We start from the raw sequence: 23,654 nt of genomic DNA, 5'->3' as shown, positions 1-23,654 counted from the left end.
TGCCGACAGAGCCGGGGCACCCGTCGCCCGCCTAATACATCGGCGTGCCACCGGTGACCGGCACCAGTGCACCGGACATGTAGCTGCCCTCGCGCGACGCCAGAAGCACATAGGCCGGTGCGAGTTCCGCCGGCTGCCCGGCACGCCCCAGGGGCGTGTCCTCCCCGAGCTTCGCGATCTGCTCCGGGCTCTTCACGATCGGTTGTATGGGCGTCCAGATCGGGCCGGGCGCGACGCAATTCACCCGGATGCCTTTTGGCGCGAGAAGGTTCGACAGTCCGATCGTGAGGCTGGCGATCGCACCCTTCGTCGCGGCGTAGATCAGCATCGTGCTGTCGGCGATCTTGGCCTGCTGGCTCGTCGAATTGACGATCGCCGAGCCCGGTTTCATGTGCGGAACCGCCGCCTGGCAGAGATAGTACATGGCGAACACGTTGGCCCGAAACGATCCCTCGAGATCCTCCGCCGTCACGTCGTCCAGGCCCTCGTTGACCGTCTGCGCCGCCGCGTTGTTGACGAGGATATCGATGCCACCGAGGGCCTTCACGGTCTGCGCGACCAGATCGCGGCAATGCGCTTCGTCCCGCAGATCGCCCGGCAACAACACCGCTCGGCGGCCGGCCTTCTCGATCCAACGAGCGGTCGCCTCGGCGTCGGACTGCTCCACGGGCAGGTACGAGATCGCAACGTCGGCGCCCTCGCGCGCATAGGCGATGGCCACGGCCCGGCCGATCCCGCTATCGCCTCCCGTGATCAGCGCGACCTTTCCTTCCAGCAGGCCCTTGCCGATGTAACTGTCCTCGCCGTGATCCGGGGCGGGCGTCATCTTGGAGGTCAGGCCTGGACGCTCCTGCTGCTGGTCGCCCGGGAAGGGCGGCCGCGGGCCGGTGGTGCGAGGGTCAGTGGTCATCGTCTGTCTTTCCTGAAGCCTTGGCCAACGTGGCAGACGCGGGTTCGTGGCTGCGACAGAATGGAGCCGGGATGTGCGACCTCGACGGCCGCGTGACGTCCCGGGCCGAGATCCGGGAATCCTTCGGCGTCTCGGCCGATCGCACCGGAAACCACTTCGGCGGAAAATGCTCCAGGGATCGGCGCAGGCGGCGCAGATCAGCCGCCGACGGCGCGCTTCGCTTGCACGTAGAGGGCTTCGCAGCGCTCCAGCCAGAGATCCCGGGTGAACCGGCGCATCACCCGCGCGCGGGGGACCGCACGCGGGATGGCGAGAGCCTCGCCGATCGCCCGGGCGAGCGCGGGCACGTCGTCCGGGGGCGCGAGGTGTCCGGCCTCGCCGACGACCTCCCGGGCGGCCCCCAGGGCGATGCCGGCGACGGGGACGCCGCAGGCCATGGCCTCGATCGCCACGAGGCCGAAGGGCTCGTCCCAGCAGGGCGTGAACAGGAAGACGGAGGCGCGGCCGATCTCGCCGGCCAGGACGTCGCCGGAGAGGTGTCCGCCGTAGCGGATGGGGCCGCCGAGCTGCGGGGCGATCCGCGTGTCCCAGTAGTCCCGGTCCTCGATCGGGCCGAACAGCGTCAGGGGGAGGCCGGCGCGCCGGGCCGCCGCGATGGCTAGATGCGTGCCCTTGATGGGGGCGATGCGCCCGGACCAGGCGGCGCTGCCGTCTCCGTGATCCCGAAAGGGCCAGGCCGCCGGATCGACGCCGTTGTGGAGCACGGACACCTCGGGCGGAACGTCCTCGGGCCACCAGGCCGTGCGCTGGGACCGCGACGTCACGGTGATCCGGTGACCGGGGACGAGGCTGTCCTGCACGAACCAGCGCAGGGCGTCGTAGGGCGGCACATGGAGCGAGGTGACGGTCGGCACCGACACGAGGCGCCGGCGCCCCAGGGGCAGGCGGCTCAGGCTGTTGTTGTGCAGCACGTCGAAGCCGCCGGCCGCGATCCGGTCGCAGGCGGCCGCGTAGCCCGCATCCAGGTGGGCGACGAGGCCGGCGTCGCCCCGGTGCTCCAGGCCGGGGAAGCTGCGCTCGTGATGCAGCGGGATCACCGGATCGATGGTGAAGCGCGGGTCGCTGTCCCCGGCGGCGAAGAGGACGACCTCGTGTCCGCGCGCCGTCAGGCCCTCGGCCAACGCCCAGGCATGGGCCTCCATGCCGCCCGCGAAGGGCGGCGCCACCGGGTGGCGCAGATGGGCGAGGAGCGCGATCCTCACGCGGTCGCCGCTGCAGAGCCTTGCGCTTCGAGGAAGCGGATGACGGAGGCCGAATTGCTGTAGGGCTGATGGCTCTGCTGGCCGGTCAGCGCGAAGTCGCCGGCCTCGGGGCGGCGCAGGATGCGGATCGGCCGGTGGGGCGTGTCGTCGATCAGCCCCATCGCCTTGAACGCGTAGAGCCAGTGGCCCATCGTGCGGTAGCCCCACTTGGCCTCGAACAGCTCGGCGTTGCGCACCACGCTGTCGAGGTGGTGCACGGGGGGCATGTGGTGGGGGTGGTACTGGTGATAGGCGAGCCCGCCCTTCATCCAGGCGATGGGAATCCCTGCCTGATCGAGGATCTTGCCGAAATCCGTGTCCTCGCCGCCGTAGCCGGTATAGCGCTCGTCGAAGCCGCCGGTCGCCAGAAAGGTCGTGCGCCGGATGGCGAAGTTGAGGGACCAGAAGCAGCGGTAATCGTGGCAGATCTCGATGCCGGCGGCGGGGGGACCCCGGCGATCGGAATGGCGCTCGGCGACCTCCGCGAAGGCCTCGCAGGTCCAGGCGCCGGCCGTGGCGCGTTCGGGCAGGTGGAGGACCTCGCCCATCAGCAGGCCGTCGAGCTCGGCGAGCCCGCGCGCGTAGTCGGCGACAAGCCCGGGGGCCGGGATGCAGTCGACGTCGAGGAAGACCACGGCGTCGCCGGTGGCGGCCGCGACACCCCGGTTGCGGGCCGCCGCCAGCGGCAGCGCGGCGCCCGGCACCAGGATCTGGCGGACGGGGAAGGCCACCTCGGGCAGGTCGTAGGGCGAATCCTGCATCACCGCGACGATGAACTCGGCGGGCGCGTGCGTCTGGCGCTCCAGGCCGAGGAGCACGTTGCGCAGATGTGCCGGCCGTCCCTTGGCCAGGGTCACGACGGAAACGGTGGACATGGGGCGGTCTGGCTCCGGGAGGATCAAGCGCTGAGGGATGCGGGCGGTCGGCCGGCGGCAACGACCGTGAGCGCGGGGGGCTCCGCCGCGCCGCGCCAGAGTTCATCGGTCAGGCCTTCGAGCCAGCCGGCGGCGCGGGCGGCGGCCTCCGGTTCGTAGAGGCTGCGCAGCGGGGCGGCGTCGAGGATTCGGGCGCGGGCGAGGAGGTCGCGCCAGCCCTGGAGGTCGCCGGGCCAGGCCGGGGCCTGGACGGCGGCCCCGAGCCGGACCAGGGCCTCGGCCTTGCGGGTCTGCTCGCCGAAGTAGCGCCATTCCGGCATCACGATCAGGCGCCCGCCGACGCGGGCGACCTCGTGGACCGTGTTGTCGCCGGCGGACGCCACCACGATGTCGGCGGCGGCGAGGTAGTCGGTCACCCCGGGCACCCAGCCGAGTTCGCGCAGGTTGGCGAAATCGGTTTCGTGGCCCTCGCGATGGGTCGGCCCGAGGGTCAGCCACAGGGTGTCGGGCGCGGCGCGCGCCGCCACCGTCAGGGGCGCGTAGGGCGTGCCGCTGCCCCCGCCGCCGGTGACCGCGACGACGATCTCCCGCTCGGGGTCGAGGCCGAGCTTCGCCCGCGCCTCGGTCCGGCCCGGGATCGCGTCGACGCTGGTGCAGAGGCCGCCGCTGTAGAAGGTCTTGGCCCGAAGCGCCGCCGGGTAATCGTCCTGCTCCAGGCGCGCGTCGAACGGAGCCAGCATGCCGACGCAGGCCTCGTAGGCCCCGACATGGCCGATGTCGGAGCGGTCGCCGTGCATGCGGATCTGCACCGCCGGCACGCTGGCGATGCGCGCGAGCAGCGCGATCTCCGCCGAGACGTCGACCACGAACAGGCCGACGTCGCGCGCGTCGAGGTGGTCGAGGATCGCCCGCATGGTCCGGCGCATCGCGGTGAGGCCGAGGGGCACGCAGTGCATCACCTGCGGCGTCGGCTCCGCGTAGAGGCGCGGCGTCGGCACGCCTGCGCCGATCATGTTCGGCAGCGTCACGATCTCGATGTCGCGGGAGAACCCGTCGAAGAGCTGCGGGCCCGCGGTGAGCACGGAGACGGGCCGGTCCCGGGCGAACTCGGCCGCCACCGCCATCGTGCGGTGGGCGTGGCCCCGTCCCTGGTGGTGGACGAAGAACGCGATGGGTTTCTTCATGGCTGTGGAATTCGCGATCCGTCAGGAGAACAGGGCGTCGGGCCGCAGGGCGGCGGCAATCTCGGGTGCGCCCGGCCGGCGCAGGACCCGGATCGCGGGCGCGTCGTCGTCCCACGCGATCAGCCCGGCGGTCCGGAACTGGCCAAGCCAGTAGGCCATGCACCAGCGCCCGTGCGTGCCCCGGAAGCGGGTCGCGTTGGCCAGGATGGCGTCGAAGTGCTGCAGCGGCGGCACGTGGACCGGATGGTGCTGGTGATAGGCACGCGCACCGCCAACCCAGAAGGTCGGCAACCCGGACGCCGCGAGGCGCGCGGCGAGGTCCGTTTCCTCCCCGCCATAGCCGACGTAAGTCTCGTCCATGCCGCCGGCGGCGCGCCAGGACCGGGCCGGCAGCGCGAAGGACAGGCCCCAGAGCTGGCCGGGATCGGCCTCCCGACGCAAGCCCACCGGCGGGACCTCGGGGCGTGCCGGGTGCGCCCGGCCGAGGCTGGCGAGCGCCGCGTCGTCGGTGGCGGCGGCGGGATCCAGCCCCGGCGGCAGGTACAGGACCTCGCCGAGGAACAGGCCCTCGGTCCGCGCCGCCGCCCCCCGATACGCTCCTACGAGGCCGGGGGACGGGATGCAGTCCACGTCGAGGAAGATGAGCAGGTCCCCCGTGGCGGCCTCGGCCGCGCGGTTGCGGGCGGCGGCGAGGGGCATCGCCTCGCCGGTCACGTGGTGGTGGCGCACGGGACAGCCCGGGTCCGGCAGGTCCGGGGCGCGGTCCGGCTGCATCCAGGCGATCACCAGTTCGCCCGGGCGCACGGACTGGCGCGCCAGCCCGGCCATGAGGTTGCGCAGGCGGTCGGCCCGGCCGCGCACCAGGGTGAGCACGCTCGCGGAGGGACCATCGGCTTCGTCAGCCGGCATCGGCCAGCATCCGGCGGAAATGGCCGACGCCCTCGATGATGCCGCGGGCGTGCGAGGCGCGCGCCACGTAGGAGTGCTGCAGGGCGCCGTTGCTGGCGAGATCGTCCGAGTAGTTGGCCACGATGATCGCCTGCGCCCGGGTCCGCAGCATCTCGACATCGTTTCCGGAATCGCCGGCCACGAACACGGCTCGCTCCGGCAGGCCGTACAGGGCCCGGACATGGCCCACCGCCGTGCCCTTCGAGGCCGCCTCCGGCAGGATGTCGAGGTAGCGGCCGTGGCTGTGGATCACGTTGGCGCGCCGGCCCGATCGCGCGAGGCGGGTGCGGACCCGCTCGGCGGTCGCGGCATCCCCGAAATAGCTGAGCTTGTGCCCGCGCTGTTCCAGGGGCCCCTGGGGCACGAGCCCATCGAGGCCGGCGAGGCGCGCCAGCACGCCCGCCCGGTCCCAGCCGGCCGAGACGGTGGCGCGCCAAGCGGCATCCGCCGTGTAGGTCACGCCGTTGGGATCGAGGTGGTAGATCTCAGACCCCACCGAGGTGATCATGACCTGGGGGCGCGGGCTGGCCTGCTGCTCCAGGATCGCCATGGCGCTGTGGAAGGAGCGGCCGGTGGCGACCCCGAAGGCCAGGGCCGCCTGCCGGCTGCGCCAGCGTCGGAAGATGCCGAGCGCCGCCTCGCAGCCCACCAACGTGTTGTCGATGTCGCAGACGAGAAGCTGGCGCGGCGCCGACAGGGGTGGATCGGGGGCGAGGAGCGCCCGCAGCAGGTCGTGATAGCGCGCCGCGTGCCGGTCCCAGTCGTAGGCGCCGGCCGCCCGGGCGCCTCCCGCCACGCAACCGGCGTAGAGGTCGGGATCGTCCAGGATGCGCAGGCACGCCGCCGCGATCGCGCCGGGGTCGCGCGGATCGACGAGGAGCCCGTTGCCGCAGGTCTCGACGATGTCGTTGGGGCCGCCGCTGTCGGTCGCCACGAGCGGAAGGCCCGCGGCCGAGGCCTCCAGGAGGGTCAGTCCGAAGGGCTCGTTGAGGGCGGGATTGACGAAGAGGCCGCCCCGCTCGCGGGCATAGGCGTAGAGCGCCGGAACGTCCTCCGGGCCGTGGGTCTTGGGGTAGGCGACCCGTCCGTAGAGGTCGTAGCGGTCGATCAGCACCAGGATCTCGCGCATGGTGTCGGCCATGTCGCCGTCGAGGGCGTCGATGTCCTGGCGCGTTCCGGCCATCAGCACGAGGTTGGTCCGCGCCTGCAGGGCCGGGCTCTCGCCATAGGCCCGCACGAGGGCGCCGAGATTCTTGCGCGCCACCGGCCGGGCGAGGGCCAGGAGCGCCGGCTTGCCCGGATCGTGCAGGAACCGATCGATGGTGGCCTCGACGTGCGGGAGGGACTCGGCGGAAGCGAAGCGGGCGAGATCGCTGCCCGGCGGCAGGATGCGGATGCGCCCCGGCTCGTAGGCCGCGTAGCCGGCGTACTGCACCTCCGCCTCGTCGCGGGAGGAGGCGATGACGAGGCTCGCACGGGTCAGCGCGCCCTCCTCGGCGGCGATCCGGCGCGCGAGGTCGGGGCTGCCTTCGGCGCCCGGGCCCAGCATCGCTTTCTTCACCTGTCCGAGCGAATGCGCCGTGAAGACGAACGGGATGCCGAGCGCGTCTTCGACGAGTCCCGCCACGCAGGCGGCGTCGGCGTAGTGGGCGTGGATGAGGTCGGGCGCGCGCGGTTGCGCCGCGATCCAGGCTATGAGGTTTTCGGCGAAGCTGCCCACTTCCGCGTGCATCTCCTCCTTCGAGCGGTAGTCCGAAGACGCGCTCGCGAGCCGCACGAGGGTGACCTTGTCGGAGATCGGCTCTTCGGGCACGGCGTAGTCGGGGCCGGGCGTGCCGTGGAACAGGCGCGTCGCGATCACGATCCGGTCGATCCCGGCATCCTGGGACGAGGCGGCCACGAGATCGAGCAGGTAGCGGATGTGGCCCCCCGTATCGGCGGTGAGGCCGAACACGACCGCGCCGCCGCGCAGGCAGCCTTGCAAGGCAACATGCAGGATGAACATCAGGCCGCCAGCGTCTCAGGCGCGCTTCGACGAAGAAACGTTGCAGATAAGGTACAGTCCGTGATCCGCGTCGCCCAAGTCGCCCCCAACATCTTCCCCGTTCCCCCTGAGCATCACGGCGGTACGGAGCGGGTCATTCACGACCTCAGCACGGCACTACGAAGCCTGGGTGCGCAGGTAACACTGTTCGCGTCGTCCGACAGTGCGACAGACTTGCCGCGCATCGGTGACCACCCGAGCCTCTCCGCCCTGGAGCGCCGCCACGGGCGGGTTGCGCCCGGTGTCCCGGCGGCCTTGGACGCCCTGCAGCTGGAGGCGCTGCGGCAGCGGCTGGACCAGTTCGACATCGTGCATTGCCACGGCGAGTTCGCGCACGCGGCGCTTCTCGGCGCGCGCCGGCGCCACAGCCTGACGACCGTGCACTGGCGGGTGGACGAACTCGACCGGGCGCTGTTCTTCGCGGGCTTTCCCGACCTGCCGGTGGCGGCGATCTCGGCGGCGCAGGCGGCCGGTCTTCCGGCCGCGAACCGGGCCGGAACCGTGCATCACGGCCTCGCGCGGGACCGCTATGCGCTCAGCACCCAGCCCGGCGCGCACGTCGCCTTCGTGGGCCGGATGACCGACCAGAAGCGGCCCGACACCGCGATCCGCGTCGCGCGCGCTGCCGGCCTGCCGATCCGGCTGGGCGGCACCATCGATGTCGGCAACCCGGACTATTTCGAGCGCCGGGTGCGCCCCCTGCTGGGGGACGACGCGGTCTACCTCGGACCCGTGGACGATGCCCGCAAGGCCGACCTCCTGGGGAGCGCGCGGGCGCTCCTCTTTCCCATCGACTGGCCGGAGCCCTTCGGCCTCGTGATGATCGAGGCGATGGCCTGCGGCACGCCCGTGGTGGCCTGGAACCGGGGTTCGGTGCCGGAGATCGTCGAGGACGGGGTCACCGGCTTCATCGTCTCCTCCGAGGCCGAGGCGGTGGCGGCGCTGGCCCGGATCGAACACCTCGACCGCGCCCGAATCCGCCGCCGCTTCGAGGCGCGTTTCACCGCCGACCGCATGGCGGCCGACTACCTCGCCCTCTATCATCGCCTGCTCGCCGCCTGATGCGCGTCGCCCTCCTCGCCTGGGACTATCCGCCTTCCCCCAGCGGCCTTTCGACCGCCGCGCGCGAGATCGCCGAGAGCCTCGCCGGCCTGGACGCCGACGTCACGGTCTTCACCCTCGACCGCACGGGCCGCGACCGCGCCGGCGGCGTGACGGTGGCGGGATTCGCCCTGCCGCCCGGCGGCGGGCTGGCGCGCCTGCGCCGCTGGGGCGCGGCCGGACACCTCGCTGCGCCGCTCGCCTTCCGCCGCGCCGTGCTCGCGACCCATGCCCGTGCGCCGTTCGACGTCGTGGAGGCGACGAACTGGTACGCCCCCGCCGTGCTGCTGGCCGGGCGCCGGGACCTGCCGCTGGTGACGCGAAGCTCGACCCCCGCCGCCTTCACCCGCGACGCCCCCGCCACCCTGCGCGACCGCCTCGACGGCTGGGCCGCCGAGGCCCTCGAGCGCGCCCAGGCCCGGGGCAGCGCCGGGCTCATCGCCAACACCGCCGAGCACGGGGCGGTGATCGCCCGGGTCTACGGCCTGTCCGGCCGGCAGCCGGAGGCCGTGATCGGCCTCAGCCTCCCGCTCGAGATCCTGGCGGCGGCGCGCGGCGCGTCCTACCCGGAGGATGCGGGGCCGGTCCGCCTTCTGTTCGTTGGCCGGGCGGAGGCGCGCAAGGGCTTCGACGCGCTCCTCGGGGCGGTCGCGATCCTGGCGGACGACGCGGAACGCGGCGCGGTTCCACACTTCCGGCTGGACCTGATCGGCGTCCCCCCGGCGGACCTGCCCGCGGGCCTGCCGGAGGCGGCGCGCGCCCGCCTCCATGCGCTCAACCGGGTCCCCGCCGATGCGCTGGCGCAGGCCTATGCCGAGGCGCACGTGGTGCTCGCCCCCTCCCGCTACGAGAGCTTCGGCCTCGTCTACCAGGAGGCCCTCGCCTATGGCCGACCGGTGGTGGCTTGCGCGCAGGATGCGAGCGCGCGCGCCTTCGTGGGTGCGCCGGGTGCGGGCCCCCTGGCGCGGGAGGCCAGCGGGCCGGCGCTCGCGGACGCCCTGCGCCCGCTCCTGGTCGATCCGGCCCTGCGCCGGGCCTATCGGAGCCGGGCGCTGGCGGCGGCCGGCCGCTTCACCCGGGCGGCGCTGGCGGGCGAGACGCTCGATCTCTACGCCCGGGCCATCGCGGCGGCGCGATCCGGTGCGAGCCCGACTCCTTAGTCCCGATAGGGACGCAGCAACGCGGCTTCCTCCTCGGGGCGCCCGCGCCCGGGCGCGAGGCGCTCGTAGCGCGCCGAGCGCGCCAGCACATGGGCCCGGTCGAGATGGTGGTCGATCGCCCCGTGAAGGGTGATGAGGCTGCGCGGCCAGCCGCCGTCGAGGACCGGCCGCTCGTGCACGCGGCCGGCATAGCGCACGGAGCTGCGGTTCAGCCGGTACTGGACGTCCGGGTAGACGTCCGAGAGGAGGCCGTCGACGCGATTCCGGCGCGCCAGTCCGACCGAGACGACGTCGCCCGCCTCGGCCAGGGCCGCCAGGGCCGGCAGGAGCCGGCCGGCATCGGCGCTCAGGGTCTCGTCGGCATCGAGCTGCAGCATCCAGGGATGGCGGGCGAGGTCCTGGAGGACGTTGCGCTGGGCGGCGAAGTCGCCCGCCAGGGGCCGGGCGCCCACCCGCACCGCACCGGGCGGAAACCCGGCGGCCGGCACGGCCCGTGGCGGCTGGGCCGCCGCGTCGAGCAGGATGACGACGTCGTCGGTCCAGGCGGCATGGCCCGCGAGGACCGCCATGACGGCCGCCAGCGCGTCGGGGCGGCAGAGCAGGCCGAGGGAGACGGGCCGCCCCTCCGTCCCGGCGAGCGCGTAGAGCTGCGCCCGAGCGGCGTGCCGGTCGTGGGGACGGCGCAGGGCCGCGCGCCCGGCGTCATCGCAGGGCCGGACACCGAGGCCGACGCCCGTCGCGGCGCTGCGCAGGGTGTAGAGGTCGAGGCCGTAGGGTGCGTCCGAGTCGGGGCTGAAGACCGGGCCGGCCAGCTGCCCGGCCAAGTGCGCACGGCACGCCACGGGCTCGGCGCCCCCCTCCAGCAGGAGGCCGCAGGAGCCGCAGGCGATCGGGAAGGCCCGCACGCGCCCGTCCGGATACGCGAGGGAGCGCTCGGCCGGCTCCAGCATGTCGGCAGCGCAGACGAAGCATCGGCGCATCATCGCTTCCAGGGTCCGTCCTTCTCCGAGGGGCTCTTGCTTCGCGGGGGCTCTTGCTTCGAAGGTCTCTTGCTTCGAGGGTCTGTCGCGCCGCAGGGATCTTGCCGCGCGGGGCCGGCGCCATACCTCCGCTGCTCCGCGAATTCCTGCCGCAAGTGGACGCCCCGGTCGACTCCCCATGCTCGACCTGCCTCCGTCCGGACGCGGACCGCTCGCCATCGTCGGCAACGCCCCGGGGATCGACGCCGCCGCGGCGATCGATGCGGCAGCCTGCGTCGTGCGCTTCAACAATGCGCCGGGTTTCGGCGGCCGCACCGGCTCGCGGGTCACCCACCTCGCCCTGGTCAACCGGGGCGGGCAGATGCGCGAATGGCTCGCCGACCGACGCTTCCTCGACCGCCCGGCGATCCGGCGCACCGAGGCGTTCATCCTGCCGTTCCCGATGTTGCCGGCGGAGGAGAACGGCCCCGAGCAGGTGTGCTGGACGCGCGAGGCGCTGGCCCTGCTGCGCCCCCTCGGGAAGCCCATCCACGTCCTGCCCGAAGATCTGCACCGGGAGGCGCGCCTGCGCCTCGCGCCCGGCACCACAGGGTGGCCGAACCCGAGCACCGGCTTCCTCGTGACATTGGCGCTCCTCCTCGGCCGGCCGCCGCGATACGGCCCGGCGGAGGTCCACGGTTTCGGCTTCGCCGGCTGGCCCGGCCATCCCTGGGCGGCCGAGCGCGCCTGGTTCCGGCAGGCCGAGGCGGCCGGGCACCTGCGCCTGCACCCCTGTCCCGCCTGACCAGGAACACCCATCCATGACGACTCTCATCACCGTCCTGAAGGGCGGCGGCCGCTACGATGCCGTCTGGGTCGAGCGCCTCGCCCGCGGCGTGCGCCGCCACGCCCCGGCCTTCGACCGGATCCTCTGTCTCACGGACCTTCCCCTCGCGGTGGCCGGCGTCGAGCGGGTGCCGCTCCGGCACGACTGGCCGGCCTGGTGGGCGAAGATGGAGGCGTTCCGCCCCGGGCTCACACGGGGCCCGACGCTGCTCTGCGACCTCGACACCGTCCTCACCGGGCCGGCCGACGCCCTGGCCGAGCCGGGCCTCGCCGCGATGGAGGACTACTTCCACAAGGGCCGGCTCTCCAGCGCCCTGCTGCGCTGGCACGGGGGCGCGCTGGATTTCCTCCACGCCGCCTTCGCGGCCGAGCCCCGGCGCTGGATGGAGGCCGGCTCCTGCGGCCCGGTGCCGAACGCCGTGCACGGCGATCAGGTCGTCATCGACCACCTGCTGCGCCGGGAGGGCCTGCGGCCGGATTTCATCCAGCACCGCCACCCGGACCTGCTCGACTTCTACGATCCGCGCCGGGCCGAGCATGGCCCGGTGGTGATCTTCATCGGTGACGCGAAGCCGGACGCCGCGACGGGGCCGGTCCGGGCGGCGTGGGCAGGGATCTGATTGCGTTGCGGATGCCGTTTGCTGCTCGGCCTACAGCCACCGCTCGTCGAGGTCGGTGGCGTTTCGGTCCGCCACGGGTTGGGTTTCATCGCCCTCGGCGAAGATGACCACGTCGTTCGGCCCGACGTCTCGGGTCGCGTAGAAGTCCCACCGGCGGTGGATGACGCGCGGGCCGCCGAACACGCGCAAGGCATTCCAGTAGCGGTCATCCCTGAAGCCGACATAGTGGACGCATCGTGGCGGATGTTCGCTCGCTTCGGGCATCCTGCGTAGATGGCCGCCACGAAGCGGCTGTCGAGGCGGGGCATCGCTCGGAGCACCGGACGGATATGCCCGGTCGCCATGGAAGGCATCGCGTTGCCGGGAGACCGTCATCGCGCTCGCGCGAGATGCGGCGACAGGCGCAGCATGATCGGAACGACGGCCAGGGCCGTGGCCGCCGCGGCAACGGCCGCCCCTTTCGGTCCGAGCACATCGCCCAGCGGGCCGTAGAGCAGGGGCGTCGCGAGGGCGCTGCCGCCGAGCGTCCAGGTGTAGAAGACGGCGAAGGCCCGCTCGACGCGACCGTGCGGCGCGAGTTCCGGCACGGTGCCGTAGAGCACGGACGACGTTCCGTTCAGCATCACGCCCAGGAGCGGCAGCACCGCGAGCGCGGGGGCGAGCGGGAGCGCGATGACGAGCAGGATCGCGACCGCCGTGCCCATTTCGCTGAGAATCACGCAGCGCGTCACCCCGAAGCGTTCGCCGAGCCGGCCGAAGACCGCCTTGCCCAGCGCACCGCCCACGGCGGCAAGGCCGAACGCGACGCCCACCGTGGTGAGGGCCGCCCCCTTCTCTTGCAGCAGGAACGGGAGGTAGACGAGAAAGGCCGGCCGCGCCGCGTTGTCGAGCATGCCGACCGCGACCAGGAGCCCGAAGCCGCTCCGGCCCGTCGACGGGCCGCCGGGCGCGACCGCTTGCGCGCGCGCCGGCGGCTCCTCGCGCGGGAGGGGTTCGCGGGGCAGCAGGGTGGCGACCCCGAACGCGACGACACCCCCGAGGCCAGCGGCGAGCCAAAGCACGAAGCGCCAGTCGGCATGGGTGAGGAGAAGCCCGGCAAGCGCGGGTAGCGCCGCCTTTCCAAGATCGCCGGCGAAGTTGTAGGTGCCGAGCGGCCCCCTTGCTCCCGTCCCGTAGGTCCGGGCGATCACCGCTGAGGCGAGGGGATGCTGGGTGCTGCTGCCCGCGCCGGAGAGCACCAGGGCGACGCAGAGGCCGACGAGACCGCCCGAGGTGCCGGCCAGGGCATAGCCCCCCGCACCGAGCAACGTGCCGAGAACCAGGACGATACGCGCGCCGAGCACCCGTGCCAGGGCCGTGGCGGGCATCTGTAGGCCGGCCAGTGCGCCGACATAGAGCGAGCGCAGCAGCGCGAGCGCGACGTAGCCGAGGCCGAACTCTGCCTGCCAGACCGGCAGCAGCACGTAGATCAGGTCGGTGTAGCCGTCGTGCAGGGCGTGGTTGACGCCGATCGTGGCGAGGGTCCGCGTCCGCCGCTGTGGCGCACGGATGTCGCCTGCCCCATCCCTTGGACTTAAGGCCCGCCCGTCGGTCCTCGCAATGGTCGTCGGCATCGATCCTCCTTCCACGGCCGCCAGCAGCCAGGGCCGTGTTCCACGGCCGCCAGCAGCCAGGGCCATGACGGCTACACCCGTGAGCCTTCGGCGATGAGGGACGTTCGACTCACGCTACGCGTGCGCTAAACTCACGGATTGTGAGTTCGGAGGTCCGATGCGCCGTCTTCCGCCCCTTCACGCACTTCGCGTCTTCGAGGTCGCCGCCCGGGCCGGCAGCCATGCCGCCGCCGCGGGCGAACTCGGGCTGACCCACGGGGCCGTCAGCCGTCAGGTCGCCGTGCTGGAGGCGTGGTTCGGCCAGCGCCTGTTCGTGCGGGTCGGACGGAGCGTCGTCCCGACGCCCGCGGCCCGCGCCTTCGCGGAAGCGGTGAGCCTCACCTTCGACAGGCTCGACGCGGCGGCCGAGATCTGCGGTCGGCCCCTTGCGCCGCGGACCCTTCGGGTCAGCACGCCCACGACCTTCGCGATGCGCTGGCTGATCCCGCGCCTGGACAGCTTCCACGCCGCGCGGCCGGAGGCGGAGGTGGTCGTCACGACGACCACGACCCTGCACAATGCACTGCGCGGCGGCTTCGACCTCGCGGTTCGCCGCGAGCCACGCATTGGAACGGGGGCGAACCATCCCTGGGGCGCCTACCGCGCGGTTCCCTTCCTGCGAGAAGCCAACACTCTGATGGCGAGCCCGTCCCTGCTCGCGGCCCACCCCCTGCGCACCCCGCATGACCTCGAAGGCGCTACGTTGCTGTCGAGCGAGACGCGTCCGGGCGATTGGAGCGACTGGCTCGCCGCCGCCGGTCTCCCCCCTGATACGGGCCGTCGCCGGACGTTCGACCACTACTTCGTTGCCCGGCAGGCGACGGCGGACGGTCTCGGCTACGGCCTCGGGCCCTTGCCCGTGCTGTCCCGCGACCTGGCGTCCGGACGGCTCGTCGCCCCGTTCCCGGAGATCGTCGTCCCGCGCCCCGGCTACGTGGCCCTCGTCCCGAATGACGCGGACAAGACGTCAACCCTGACGGCATTCGTGGATTGGCTCGTCGCCACAGGCGCACAATGAGATCGGAAGACCATCGGGCCGAACCGCAGGCGGCTCGCCCCCGCACGGGACGGGCATGTGCGTTGAGCGCGGCGATGGAGCTGGGCGTGACGGAGACCCCTCGCGTTCCCCGAAAAGCCGTCTGCTTTCTGACTAAGCTTCCTGGAAGCGGACAGGCAGAAACCCTCAGTCGGTCGTAGAGCGGACCGGCGGGTCCCCACCCGACTCGGTCGTTCAGGCTTCCGGGTCTGATTTTTCGAAGCGGTCCTCGAAGAGGGCGCGACACCGATGCTGCTGAGCCGTCCCCGCCCTTTTCAGGCCGAGAGGCGCTTCAGCCTTTCCGCCAAACTCGCCGACGCGAAGTCGCCGCGATGGAGGATCTGGCTCGCGCCGCGAAGCTTGCTCCGGTCCTCGGCCGAGAATTCTCGACCCGTCAGGACGATCACCGGGATGTCCGAGCAGCCGGGCAGGGCTCGAACGCCCTCCAGGAAGCCGAAACCGTCCAGGATGGGCATGTTCAGGTCCACGATGACGACGTCGGGCCTGGTCTCGCCCGCGTGCTGCAGGCCTTCCTCGCCGTTCGCGGCTTCCACGACCGACCAGCCGTCGTCCTCCAGGGTGGAGCGCATCGCCATGCGGGTCACGGCCTCGTCCTCGACCAGGAGCACGGTGCCGCGCCTGTCCGTCTCCGCCAGCCGGAACTGATTCACGATCTTGCCGAACCGCGACCAGTCGACCGGCTTCAGCATGTAGTCCGCGGCGCCGAGCGACGCCGCGAGATTGCGCTGGTCGACGGACGTCACCATCACGACCGGGATCGGCGCCAGCGTCTCGTCCGCCTTGATCTGACTCAGCACCGACCATCCGTCGACGCCCGGCATCATCACGTCGAGCAGGATGGCCCGCGGCCGCAGCCTCCGGGCGAGGTCGAGCCCCATCCTGCCGCTCGTGACCGTCTGCACCCGAAAACCCTCGCGATGCAGGAATCGGGTGGTGAGCGCGAGTTGGTCCGTATCGTCGTCGATGACCAGGATCACATCGCCTCCCTCCTCGTCGGCGGCGATGAGGTCGGGATCGGGCAAGGCCTGCTCGTCGACGGGTGGAACGAAGGTCGCCGGCACGGAGAAGGTGAAGGTGCTGCCCTGGCCGGGGACGCTGGACACCGTGATGGTCCCCGCGAGCATGTCGGCGAAGGCACGGGTGAGCGACAGTCCGAGCCCGGTCCCCCCGAAATTGCGCGTCGTGGACGCATCGGCCTGCTCGAAACGCCGGAACAGGCGCGACACCTGCTCGACCGTCATCCCGATCCCGGAATCCGAGACGGAGAACGAAAGCCGGTCGACACCCGAGGCGTCGGTCATGCGTGAGGCGGCCAGGGTGATCGTTCCGCTTTCCGTGAACTTGGCCGCGTTGCTGAGGAAATTGAAGAGCACCTGCCGCGTCTTGGTCAGGTCGGACTGCATCCGGCCCAGTTCGGGCGCGAGCCGCATCTCAAGGGTGTTGCCCTTCTTGCCGACCAGCGTCGCGACCGAACCCGCCACGTCGCGCAGCATGTCCTCCACCGCGAAATCCTCGGTGTAGACCTCCATCTTGCCGCTCTCGACCTTTGACAGGTCCAGCACGTCGTTGATGAGTCCGAGCAGGTGACGGGCGTTGCGCTCGACCTTGCCGATATCGGCCACGAGGTCCGACGCCGCGCAGCCGTCCGTGATCTCCTCCCCCATCATCTCGCTGTAGCCGATGATGGCGGAAAGCGGGGTGCGGAGTTCGTGGCTCATATTGGCCAGGAAATCGCTCTTCGCCGTGTTGGCCAGCTCGGCCGCTTCCTTGGCGGCTTCCGCCGCGGCGTTGGCACTGGTCAACGCCGCCTCCCTGTCGACGAGGATGTGGTTCGCAGCGTTGAGCCGCTCCAGCGTGGCTTCGTTCTGCACGACGGACCGCCGCAGGGCGTGGCAGATCCACACCATGGTCGCGCCGACCGTCACGTACTGACACAGCAGGGCGACGTCGACGCCGTTGAGGATCCCGTCCCGCGTGTAGAACCACGCGGCGATCAGGGTGGACAACGAAAGCGCCAGCGTCCCCGCACGCCAGCCGAAAGCCAGGCTCACGATCAGGAGGACCGGGATGTACAACAGGAACGGTGCGACATAGGCCGGAGCCAGGAACCGGACGAACGTCATGGCTCCGACCAGCAGCAGCGTGACACCGTAGTCGGTGACCGGCGAAGGACGTCGCAGGGCGACGGTCCCGATCAGTTTGTGCAAGCTGCTCATGGGACGTGAGTGTCACGCGCCGGGTGCTTTGGAAAGCGACCGGCTCCCGCCGCTGCGCACTCTGGACCGGAACGAACGTCGCTGCGGGATATCGGCCCCTAAGATCATGCTCGGACGGGCTGAACGACCGATCCGGGCGCCGAGGGGTCCATCCGCACGCATCCGACGAGCCGGAATTCGCTGGAGCCGTGGCATAAAGGGGCGGCCGACCGTCAGTCGGGCGGCAACCGCACCGCGACCTCGTTGCGCCGCAGGAACGGGATCGCGAACGGCGGGTCGTAGCCGAGGAAGCCGACGGGACCGGTGGCCTTGCGGGACGCAGCCAGCACCTCGCCCAGGATGCGCCCCTGCTCTGTCCTCGCTTTGGACGTGGCGCGGCCCGGGAAGCGCAGCGCCGCCATCCGCTTGGCCGGAATGTGGACCAGCCGCACCCCCGCTTCCGTCGGCTCGGGCGCGCCCGCTGCAGCGACAGCGCGCGGTAGATAGAATCGCATCGTGTCCCCCGCGCCCTGCTCGACCGGCATCGTCATCGCGATGCGCCGCTTGCCGACCTCCACCGGCGCCGTCATCGCGATGCGGCTGCCGCCGCGGTTCGCGCCGGTGATGTAGCGGAACAGTCGACCGAACGCCTCGCCGTCGCCCTGTCCCCGGGCGTCGGTCTCCACGGCCAAGCGTGCCTCGTAGATCCGGATCTCGACCCCGCGGTCGAGCCGCTCGCTCACCGTGTAGCGTGGCTGCTCGTACAGCGCCCGGATCCCGAAGATGCCGAGGACCGACTCGATGACGGTGAGGGCGTAGTAGGAGAATTTGTCCATGGCGGCGGGTCCGGGAGGGCGGGTCCGCCTGCTCAAGGCCCACGGCCGCGCAACGTTCCAGGCCGCGCGCCCGATGCGACTCGAAGGGGACGGTCGAGGGGACGCACCCGCTCAAGCGGACACAAGGCGCGTGGGTCCGCGTTAGGGTCTTGTCCACGATGGTGAGGGAGCGCGCATGGCCCATGTCCTCGTCCTTGGCGCCAGCAAGGGTGTCGGTTTGGAAACCGCCAAGGCGGCCTTGGCTGCGGGGCACCGGGTTCGCGCTTTCGCTCGCTCGGCCTCCGGCATCGACCTGTCGGGGAAGGTATTGGAGCGGTTCACGGGCGACGCGCTGGACGCGGGCGACGTCGCCCGCGCCCTCGACGGCGTCGACGTCGTGGTGCAGGCGCTCGGCGTCTCGACGCGGGACTTGCTCGGTCCCGTGCGCCTGTTCTCGGACGCCACCAGCCTGCTCGTCCCCGCGATGGAGCGGGCCGGGGTGGACCGGCTCATCGCGGTGACGGGCTTCGGGGCGGGGGACAGCCGCGACGCGATCGGCCCGCTGCAGCGTCTGCCGTTCCGCCTGATGCTCGGGCGCGCCTACGACGACAAGGACGCCCAGGAGATGCGCATCCGCCGCAGCGGCCTCGCCTGGACGCTGGTGCGGCCCGGCATCCTGACGAACGGCGCCGCCACGGGCCGCTACCGGGTGCTGACCGAGCCGTCGACGTGGCGCAACGGCTTGATCGCCCGGGCGGACGTGGCGGGATACATCGTCGGCCAGATCGCCGAGCCGTCCCACGCGGGCCGGGCCGTCGTCCTCGTCCGGTAAGGGGGGAACGCCCCGCGTCAGGTAGGCCCTCGCCCCGCACCGCCCCGAGACCGCAACCGATGCCGAATCCCGTTGAATCTGGCCTGCGCACCGCCGCCGAGGGCCTCGTCGCGATGGTGGCGGCCTGCAACCGGCTCCGCCTGCCGCGAACGCAGCACCCTTTCGTGGTCGGTGTCCACGCGCCGATGCGCGAGGAACTGACGCTGCGGGACCTACCCGTGACCGGGACGATCCCGGCGGGGCTCGACGGCCGCTACCTCAAGATGGGCGCCAACCCCGCTCGCCCGACAACGCGCGGCCACGACTGGTTCCTGGGCGACGGCATGGTGCACGGTCTCTGCATCGAGGGCGGCAAGGCCCTGTGGTACCGCAACCGCTGGATCGGCTCGCGTGCGGCATCCGCGGCGCTCGGCCGGCCCGCCGCCCCAGGGCCGCGCCGGGGCGACGACACCGTCAACACCAACGTCGTCGCGATCGGCGGCAGCACCTTCGCCGTGGTCGAGGCCGGCAGCTACCCCGTCGTGCTGTCCGAGGACCTGGAGACGCAGCGCTACGATCCGTTCGACGGCACGCTCACCGGCTCCTTCACCGGGCACCCGCACCGCGACCCGGAGACCGGAGAGACCCATGCCATCGCCTACGACGGCCGCGTCTGGGACAGCGTGCGCCACGTCGTCGTCTCGCCCGCCGGCCGCGTCGTGCGCGACGTATCGATCCCGGTCGAGCATGGCCCCTGCATCCACGACTGCGCGATCACGGCGCGCTTCGCGGTGGTGCTGGACCTGCCCGTCACCTTCTCGATGCGGGCGGTGCTGGCCGGGCACCGCTTCCCGTTCCGCTGGAACCCGGCCCACCGCGCCCGCGTCGGCCTGCTCCCCCGGCACGGCACGGCCGCCGACATCCTGTGGTGCGCGGTCGAGCCGTGCTTCGTCTTCCACGTCGCCAACGCCTACGACGACGCGGAGGGGCGGGTGGTCCTCGACGTCGTCGCCTACGAGACGGTGTTCGCATCCGGCGGCGGCGGCCTCGACGCGCCGGGCCGGCTGGAGCGCTGGACCGCCGACCCCGCGACGGGGCGGGTCGACCGGCGGGTGATCGACCCCGCAGCGCAGGAATTCCCCCGGATCGACGAGCGCCGCTTCGGGCGACGCCACCGCTACGTCTACGCGGGCTCGGTCCCCGCCGACGGCAACACGCAGCTCGTCGGCGCGACGCAGATCTACAAGCACGACGTGGCGACGGGGGCGCGGCGCGTCCACGAATTCGGCGCCGACCGTGTCCCGGGGGAGTTCGTGTTCGTGCCGGCGGGGCCGGAAGCCGGCGAGGACGAGGGCTGGCTCGTCGGGCTCGTCATCGACACGGCGCACGACACGACGGACTTCACCGTCCTCGACGCGCGCGCGGTCGAGGCGCCGCCCGTCGCCACGGTCCGCCTCGGGCACCGGATTCCGCCGGGCTTCCACGGGAACTGGTTTCCGAATCACAGGGCCGGGTGACGATCGCCGAGCGATTTGGACGCCGGCGCGCGTTCACGGGCCTCGGAACGTGCGAGACCCGGCGATGATCGTCCGCGCGATCGCCGCGCTAGAGTGTTTTCTGTGATCCTTGGATCGCAGAAAACACTCTATCACCTTGTTGTGTAGCGCATTTTCTTGCGCCGAACCGGCAACCACTTCGGCGGAAAATGCTCTAGGCACGGAAGGGATCGGGAACCCGGTCGAGGATCGCGTCGGCCGTCAGTCGCAGGCCCGTGGCCGTGTCGTCGAGGATATCGAGGCTGTCGGTGCCGAGGGACGAGATCGTGCCGCCCGTACCGATGAACGCCACCTTCGGTCGAATCGACATCTTGCGTTTCCCCGCTGCCGCAAAGAAGAGAATGTCCGTCGGCCGGGCGGTTTTCGCTCTCAGCGCAGGCCGGCCTCGCCGCGGTCGAATGCACGATCGCTGCCGGAGCGCGCGACGGCAGGAATCCAGGGATCCGACACCGATGCCCGCCCCGCTTCTCCTCGTCACCAGCCTCGGACCGGACGAGGAGGCGAAGTGGCGCGCCGCACTTGCCGCCGCCATGCCCGACGAAGTCATCGCGACCGACCTTGGGATCGACAGCGAGCGGGCCGAAATCCGCCGCGCCGTCGAAATTGCCATCGTGGCCAATCCGTCCCCAGGATCGATACGCGACCTTCCACGCCTCCAGTGGGTGCAGAGCCTATGGGCCGGCGTCGATGCCGTTTTGGCGGATGCGACCGTTCCGGATGTCCCGCTGGTGCGGCTCGTCGATCCGTCCCTCGCTCGCGCCATGGCCGAAGCCGTGGCGGCGGCGGTACTGTATCTCCACCGTGATCTCCCCTTCTATGCGGCGCAGCAGCGGCGCGGAGAATGGCGCCCGCACGCGGTCCGGTCGGCGGATCGCCGCAGGATCACGATCCTGGGCATGGGCGAGATGGGCCGCGCCTCGGCAGCCGTGCTCAAGGCCATCGGCTTTCCCGTGCAGGGCTGGAATCGCTCCGGCGCCGAGTGTGATGGTTTTCCCGTTCGATCGGGATTGGAGGGCTTGCGGACCGCGTTGGCTGAGACCGACATCCTCGTGAACCTGCTTCCGCTCACGCCGACCACCCGGGGCCTGCTGAACCGGGATGTCTTCCAGCGTCTGCCGCCGGGGGCTGGCTTCGTGAACTACGGTCGTGGTGCCCACGTCATCGACGCGGACTTGCTGGAAGCGCTCGGGACGGGCGCGATCGGTCATGCCGTCCTCGACGTGTTCGAGACCGAGCCCCTACCCGAGAATCACCGTTTCTGGACCACCCCTGGCGTGACAATCCTCCCACACGTGGCGGCACCGACGAACCTGGTGTCGGCTGCCGAGATCGTGGCCGCCACGGTGCGCACGTACCGGCTGACCGGCTGCATCCCGCGAGGTGTGAGCCGAGACCGCGGCTATTGAACCGGGGTCAGCGAGCCGGTGGGTGACGCGCCTGCTTCTCGGCCGCCAGAGCCGCCGCCTTCCCGGCAGCCGCGTACAGGTTCAGGCGGACATACACCCCGAAGGCCGAGCCATCGTTCAGGAAGCCACCACCGGGACCCTGCGTCTCCGTGAGAATCGCGTTGGCCTCCTTCAGACTCAACGATGGGAACGCGGCCGTGAGAAGGTGCCCGGCCTCCGGGGCGAGCTTCTCGACGTCCTCGATCGCGTTCGCGGTCTGCCGGTGCACGACGGGCAAGCCGTAGGTCTGCGTGGCGGCGTAGAGGGCTTCGTTGGCTGCGGGATCGCGGAAGCGGCCGGTGTCGGTGGCGGCGCAGGCCGCGATGGACTCGCCGCACCCGTCCCGCAGGAATGCGCCGAGATCGGAGCGGGCCGCTGCGAGCGCGGCTCGATAATCGGTGACGGCCACCGCTGCGTCCGTCGCGCGGTTCATCTCGTTGACCACCGCCGGATTCTGGCGAACCTGGCCCACATAGGCGGGATCGTTGGCGAGAAGGTGCGCGACCGCGTGCAGGGCGACCGCCCGGCCGCCGAGCACGTCCATCGCGTAGTGGGCCCCGACGACGATGCGGTTGGTCCCGTATTCGGCGGCGCGCGCGACCATCTGCTGGTAGCGCTCCGGGACCAGGATCGCGAGGATCAAGGACTCGGTGTAGCCGTAGGTGGTGTGCCCGCTCGGATAGGAGGGGCTGTCGGTCAGGTTCTGACCCGGTCCCCGCAGCCAATCGAGGCTGTGCGACGCCCGCCCGAAATAGTCGCCGCCGCGGTAGACGAACAGCTGTGGCAGGGTCTGGAACGGACGCGAATTGCCGTAGGCGTCTGCGCCCTGGGCCCCGGCCGGGCGACCATAGGCCTTCCCGAACACGTCGACGGTGCCGCCGCGTTCGGCCAGGATGGCGCGCGCGGCGTCGGAGACAGGCGTCTTGCCGTTCGTCGTCGCGTTGGCGAAGAAGTACTTGCCGGCATTCGAGTCGGACTTGGCGACGTTGTTGGTGTAGCCGATCAGGTCGGCGACGGACGGCGCGACGTTCGTGAACGTCGCGTGGTCGGTGTAGCGGGCCCGGGTCTGGTAGAGCTCGCCGAGCCTGCTGCCGAGCCCATCGGCGAGCTCCGCTGCATTCCCGTCGGTGATGAAGGCATCGCGCAGGGCGAGCTGGCGCTGCGCGTCCGGGTCGAGCAGCAGCGGCGGCTTGGCGACGCCGGACTGAATCTCGCCCGTGACCCGCAGGTTGGCGGTGAGCGCGGCACGGCCTTCCTCAGTTCCCGCGAGCGCGCTCACGGGTGCGAGGCCGCGCAAGGCCGTGAGGTTGGTCGCAGATTGCGCGGAGACCGAGAAGGGCGCCAGCAGGCAGAGCGCCGTCGTCCAGAAGCTGATTGTCTTCGACAAGGCGTTCCCCCCGGTGTCCCACCCCTGCTTCCTGTCCTAGAAGCCGTGGCTTCGGCGTAATGTCCAGGGCCGCGTATCCGTCGCCGAGCGGTAGGCCCTCTGGGGCTTGCGGCGCTCGAGCGCCCTCGACGATGTGGTCTTGCGACGGCTCGCCCGGGAGATCGATCTCGTCGCGGCACGCCTCAACGCGTAGGGAACGACGTGCGTTGAGGAAGGCGAAGCCCCGCGCCTGGGAGGCTGCGGGACTTCGGTCGCTCAGGTGACAGTGGAGGACTCAGGCAGCCTGCTTGCGGTCGGGGGCCTTCGCCGTCTGTGCAGCCTCGCTGCGGCCGCCGGGGCGGCCGAGGCCGATGGACTTGGCCAGGGCCGAGCGCTGCGCCGCGTAGTTCGGTGCGACCATCGGATAGTCGGCGGGCAGGCCGAAGCGCTGGCGGTAACTCTGCGGATCGAAGCCGTTCGTGGTCAGGTGCCGCTTCATGGTCTTGTAGGTCTTGCCGTCCACGAAGCTGACGATGCCGTCCGGCGTCAGGGATTTGCGGATCTGCGCGGCGGTAGGCTTTTCGATCGCCTCATCCTGCGCAGACTGCGATGCCGGCTGTGCGGTGCCGGTGGCGAGACCACTCAGCGCCGCGTGGACGTTGCGGATCAGCACCGGCAGGTCCGCCACCGGCACTGAGTTGTTCGACACGAAGGCCGAAACGATATCGCCGGCCAGATCGATCAAAGCCGTTTCCTGGAAATTGCTGTCTTCGTTCATGTCACCGTTCACAGTTAAGGCCCCTCTTCAA

22 protein-coding genes are annotated in these 23,654 nt (G+C 71.5%); 8 read left to right on the top strand and 14 right to left on the bottom strand.

What is annotated here, in order from left to right:
* Positions 1–31: 31 nt before the first annotated feature.
* The 6 genes from MKK49_RS03330 to MKK49_RS03305 all read right to left on the bottom strand — a co-directional run bounded on the left by MKK49_RS03330 (position 32) and on the right by MKK49_RS03305 (position 7,223).
* Positions 32–910, bottom strand: coding sequence for an SDR family oxidoreductase (locus tag MKK49_RS03330; RefSeq protein ID WP_244026641.1), 879 nt, complete (start codon positions 908–910; stop codon positions 32–34).
* Positions 911–1,107: 197 nt separating this feature from the next.
* Positions 1,108–2,172, bottom strand: coding sequence for a glycosyltransferase family 4 protein (locus tag MKK49_RS03325; RefSeq protein ID WP_244026640.1), 1,065 nt, complete (start codon positions 2,170–2,172; stop codon positions 1,108–1,110).
* Entirely contained in the window at positions 2,169–3,086 is a 918-nt protein-coding gene (locus MKK49_RS03320; RefSeq protein ID WP_244026639.1) for a glycosyltransferase family 2 protein, read from the bottom strand. The genes MKK49_RS03325 and MKK49_RS03320 overlap by 4 nt, the downstream gene beginning before the upstream one ends.
* 23 nt (positions 3,087–3,109) lie before the next feature.
* The gene (locus tag MKK49_RS03315) at positions 3,110–4,270 is read right to left on the bottom strand and encodes a glycosyltransferase (protein WP_244026638.1); all 1,161 of its coding nucleotides are present in this window, start codon (positions 4,268–4,270) and stop codon (positions 3,110–3,112) included.
* A gap of 21 nt (positions 4,271–4,291) precedes the next feature.
* The gene (locus tag MKK49_RS03310) at positions 4,292–5,179 is read right to left on the bottom strand and encodes a glycosyltransferase family 2 protein (protein WP_244026637.1); all 888 of its coding nucleotides are present in this window, start codon (positions 5,177–5,179) and stop codon (positions 4,292–4,294) included.
* On the bottom strand, positions 5,169–7,223 hold the full coding sequence (locus MKK49_RS03305; RefSeq protein ID WP_244026636.1) for an HAD-IIB family hydrolase: 2,055 nt from the start codon (positions 7,221–7,223) through the stop codon (positions 5,169–5,171). Before MKK49_RS03305 ends, MKK49_RS03310 begins: the two co-directional genes overlap by 11 nt.
* Before the next feature lie 60 nt (positions 7,224–7,283).
* Here MKK49_RS03305 and MKK49_RS03300 point away from each other — a divergent pair, with 60 nt between their 5' ends.
* Together MKK49_RS03300 and MKK49_RS03295 are read left to right on the top strand one after the other, a co-directional pair.
* Complete coding sequence (locus MKK49_RS03300; RefSeq protein ID WP_244026635.1) at positions 7,284–8,324, top strand: glycosyltransferase family 4 protein; 1,041 nt, start codon at positions 7,284–7,286, stop codon at positions 8,322–8,324.
* A complete protein-coding gene (locus MKK49_RS03295) occupies positions 8,324–9,523 on the top strand; it encodes a glycosyltransferase family 4 protein (RefSeq protein WP_244026634.1) in 1,200 nt (399 codons plus the stop codon). The genes MKK49_RS03300 and MKK49_RS03295 overlap by 1 nt, the downstream gene beginning before the upstream one ends.
* On the opposite strand, the gene MKK49_RS03290 is transcribed toward MKK49_RS03295, so the two are convergent.
* The gene (locus MKK49_RS03290) at positions 9,520–10,503 is read right to left on the bottom strand and encodes a hypothetical protein (protein ID WP_244026663.1); all 984 of its coding nucleotides are present in this window, start codon (positions 10,501–10,503) and stop codon (positions 9,520–9,522) included. The genes MKK49_RS03295 and MKK49_RS03290 overlap by 4 nt on opposite strands.
* A gap of 178 nt (positions 10,504–10,681) precedes the next feature.
* Between MKK49_RS03290 and MKK49_RS03285 the strand changes: the two genes are divergently transcribed.
* Together MKK49_RS03285 and MKK49_RS03280 are read left to right on the top strand one after the other, a co-directional pair.
* Positions 10,682–11,287 (top strand): hypothetical protein, encoded by a 606-nt coding sequence (locus tag MKK49_RS03285; protein ID WP_244026633.1) that lies wholly within the window; start codon positions 10,682–10,684, stop codon positions 11,285–11,287.
* Positions 11,288–11,303: 16 nt separating this feature from the next.
* A complete protein-coding gene (locus MKK49_RS03280) occupies positions 11,304–11,948 on the top strand; it encodes a hypothetical protein (RefSeq protein WP_244026632.1) in 645 nt (214 codons plus the stop codon).
* 30 nt (positions 11,949–11,978) lie between these two features.
* Here the strand turns inward: MKK49_RS03280 and MKK49_RS03275 are convergent, their stop codons facing one another.
* Both MKK49_RS03275 and MKK49_RS03270 read right to left on the bottom strand, forming a co-directional pair.
* A complete protein-coding gene (locus MKK49_RS03275; RefSeq protein WP_244026631.1) occupies positions 11,979–12,212 on the bottom strand; it encodes a hypothetical protein in 234 nt (77 codons plus the stop codon).
* A gap of 107 nt (positions 12,213–12,319) precedes the next feature.
* Positions 12,320–13,561, bottom strand: coding sequence for an MFS transporter (locus MKK49_RS03270; RefSeq protein WP_244026630.1), 1,242 nt, complete (start codon positions 13,559–13,561; stop codon positions 12,320–12,322).
* Between the two features lie 157 nt (positions 13,562–13,718).
* On the opposite strand from MKK49_RS03270, the gene MKK49_RS03265 reads away from it, so the two are divergent.
* Positions 13,719–14,618 (top strand): LysR substrate-binding domain-containing protein, encoded by a 900-nt coding sequence (locus MKK49_RS03265; protein ID WP_244026629.1) that lies wholly within the window; start codon positions 13,719–13,721, stop codon positions 14,616–14,618.
* Between the two features lie 293 nt (positions 14,619–14,911).
* On the opposite strand, the gene MKK49_RS03260 is transcribed toward MKK49_RS03265, so the two are convergent.
* Both MKK49_RS03260 and MKK49_RS03255 read right to left on the bottom strand, forming a co-directional pair.
* Positions 14,912–16,873, bottom strand: coding sequence for a response regulator (locus MKK49_RS03260; protein ID WP_244026628.1), 1,962 nt, complete (start codon positions 16,871–16,873; stop codon positions 14,912–14,914).
* A 212-nt stretch (positions 16,874–17,085) separates the two neighbouring features.
* The gene (locus tag MKK49_RS03255) at positions 17,086–17,688 is read right to left on the bottom strand and encodes an SOUL family heme-binding protein (protein WP_244026627.1); all 603 of its coding nucleotides are present in this window, start codon (positions 17,686–17,688) and stop codon (positions 17,086–17,088) included.
* Between the two features lie 175 nt (positions 17,689–17,863).
* Between MKK49_RS03255 and MKK49_RS03250 the strand changes: the two genes are divergently transcribed.
* Both MKK49_RS03250 and MKK49_RS03245 read left to right on the top strand, forming a co-directional pair.
* A complete protein-coding gene (locus MKK49_RS03250) occupies positions 17,864–18,499 on the top strand; it encodes an NAD(P)-dependent oxidoreductase (RefSeq protein ID WP_244026626.1) in 636 nt (211 codons plus the stop codon).
* A 59-nt stretch (positions 18,500–18,558) separates the two neighbouring features.
* Complete coding sequence (locus MKK49_RS03245) at positions 18,559–19,995, top strand: carotenoid oxygenase family protein (protein ID WP_244026625.1); 1,437 nt, start codon at positions 18,559–18,561, stop codon at positions 19,993–19,995.
* 193 nt (positions 19,996–20,188) lie between these two features.
* Here MKK49_RS03245 and MKK49_RS03240 read toward each other — a convergent pair whose 3' ends face one another.
* The gene (locus MKK49_RS03240; protein WP_244026624.1) at positions 20,189–20,344 is read right to left on the bottom strand and encodes a hypothetical protein; all 156 of its coding nucleotides are present in this window, start codon (positions 20,342–20,344) and stop codon (positions 20,189–20,191) included.
* Positions 20,345–20,486: 142 nt separating this feature from the next.
* Between MKK49_RS03240 and MKK49_RS03235 the strand changes: the two genes are divergently transcribed.
* Positions 20,487–21,440 carry a 2-hydroxyacid dehydrogenase gene (locus tag MKK49_RS03235; protein WP_244026623.1) on the top strand — a complete coding sequence of 318 codons (954 nt, stop codon included), beginning with the start codon at positions 20,487–20,489 and terminating at the stop codon, positions 21,438–21,440.
* Positions 21,441–21,447: 7 nt separating this feature from the next.
* Here the strand turns inward: MKK49_RS03235 and MKK49_RS03230 are convergent, their stop codons facing one another.
* Both MKK49_RS03230 and MKK49_RS03225 read right to left on the bottom strand, forming a co-directional pair.
* The gene (locus MKK49_RS03230) at positions 21,448–22,866 is read right to left on the bottom strand and encodes a phosphatase PAP2 family protein (RefSeq protein WP_409565011.1); all 1,419 of its coding nucleotides are present in this window, start codon (positions 22,864–22,866) and stop codon (positions 21,448–21,450) included.
* Positions 22,867–23,140: 274 nt separating this feature from the next.
* The gene (locus MKK49_RS03225; RefSeq protein ID WP_244026622.1) at positions 23,141–23,623 is read right to left on the bottom strand and encodes a MucR family transcriptional regulator; all 483 of its coding nucleotides are present in this window, start codon (positions 23,621–23,623) and stop codon (positions 23,141–23,143) included.
* Between the last annotated feature and the right edge of the window lie 31 nt (positions 23,624–23,654).

Origin of the sequence: Methylobacterium sp. J-090 (genome assembly GCF_022829345.1) — a bacterium.
In the GTDB taxonomy this organism is placed as follows: domain Bacteria; phylum Pseudomonadota; class Alphaproteobacteria; order Rhizobiales; family Beijerinckiaceae; genus Methylobacterium.
Note: the sequence above shows the minus strand (reverse complement) of the source record. Positions and strands in the feature narration are given on the sequence as shown.

What these genes read in the sequence shown, in the direction of transcription:
- MKK49_RS03330 (WP_244026641.1), bottom strand. Translation starts at nt 910, where the DNA reads ATGACCACTGACCCTCGCACCACCGGCCCGCGGCCGCCCTTCCCGGGC.
- MKK49_RS03320 (WP_244026639.1), bottom strand. Translation starts at nt 3,086, where the DNA reads ATGTCCACCGTTTCCGTCGTGACCCTGGCCAAGGGACGGCCGGCACAT.
- MKK49_RS03315 (WP_244026638.1), bottom strand. Translation starts at nt 4,270, where the DNA reads ATGAAGAAACCCATCGCGTTCTTCGTCCACCACCAGGGACGGGGCCAC.
- MKK49_RS03310 (WP_244026637.1), bottom strand. Translation starts at nt 5,179, where the DNA reads ATGCCGGCTGACGAAGCCGATGGTCCCTCCGCGAGCGTGCTCACCCTG.
- MKK49_RS03305 (WP_244026636.1), bottom strand. Translation starts at nt 7,223, where the DNA reads ATGTTCATCCTGCATGTTGCCTTGCAAGGCTGCCTGCGCGGCGGCGCG.
- MKK49_RS03295 (WP_244026634.1), top strand. Translation starts at nt 8,324, where the DNA reads ATGCGCGTCGCCCTCCTCGCCTGGGACTATCCGCCTTCCCCCAGCGGC.
- MKK49_RS03290 (WP_244026663.1), bottom strand. Translation starts at nt 10,503, where the DNA reads ATGCGCCGATGCTTCGTCTGCGCTGCCGACATGCTGGAGCCGGCCGAG.
- MKK49_RS03285 (WP_244026633.1), top strand. Translation starts at nt 10,682, where the DNA reads ATGCTCGACCTGCCTCCGTCCGGACGCGGACCGCTCGCCATCGTCGGC.
- MKK49_RS03280 (WP_244026632.1), top strand. Translation starts at nt 11,304, where the DNA reads ATGACGACTCTCATCACCGTCCTGAAGGGCGGCGGCCGCTACGATGCC.
- MKK49_RS03275 (WP_244026631.1), bottom strand. Translation starts at nt 12,212, where the DNA reads ATGCCCGAAGCGAGCGAACATCCGCCACGATGCGTCCACTATGTCGGC.
- MKK49_RS03270 (WP_244026630.1), bottom strand. Translation starts at nt 13,561, where the DNA reads ATGCCGACGACCATTGCGAGGACCGACGGGCGGGCCTTAAGTCCAAGG.
- MKK49_RS03265 (WP_244026629.1), top strand. Translation starts at nt 13,719, where the DNA reads ATGCGCCGTCTTCCGCCCCTTCACGCACTTCGCGTCTTCGAGGTCGCC.
- MKK49_RS03260 (WP_244026628.1), bottom strand. Translation starts at nt 16,873, where the DNA reads ATGAGCAGCTTGCACAAACTGATCGGGACCGTCGCCCTGCGACGTCCT.
- MKK49_RS03255 (WP_244026627.1), bottom strand. Translation starts at nt 17,688, where the DNA reads ATGGACAAATTCTCCTACTACGCCCTCACCGTCATCGAGTCGGTCCTC.
- MKK49_RS03250 (WP_244026626.1), top strand. Translation starts at nt 17,864, where the DNA reads ATGGCCCATGTCCTCGTCCTTGGCGCCAGCAAGGGTGTCGGTTTGGAA.
- MKK49_RS03245 (WP_244026625.1), top strand. Translation starts at nt 18,559, where the DNA reads ATGCCGAATCCCGTTGAATCTGGCCTGCGCACCGCCGCCGAGGGCCTC.
- MKK49_RS03240 (WP_244026624.1), bottom strand. Translation starts at nt 20,344, where the DNA reads ATGTCGATTCGACCGAAGGTGGCGTTCATCGGTACGGGCGGCACGATC.
- MKK49_RS03235 (WP_244026623.1), top strand. Translation starts at nt 20,487, where the DNA reads ATGCCCGCCCCGCTTCTCCTCGTCACCAGCCTCGGACCGGACGAGGAG.
- MKK49_RS03225 (WP_244026622.1), bottom strand. Translation starts at nt 23,623, where the DNA reads ATGAACGAAGACAGCAATTTCCAGGAAACGGCTTTGATCGATCTGGCC.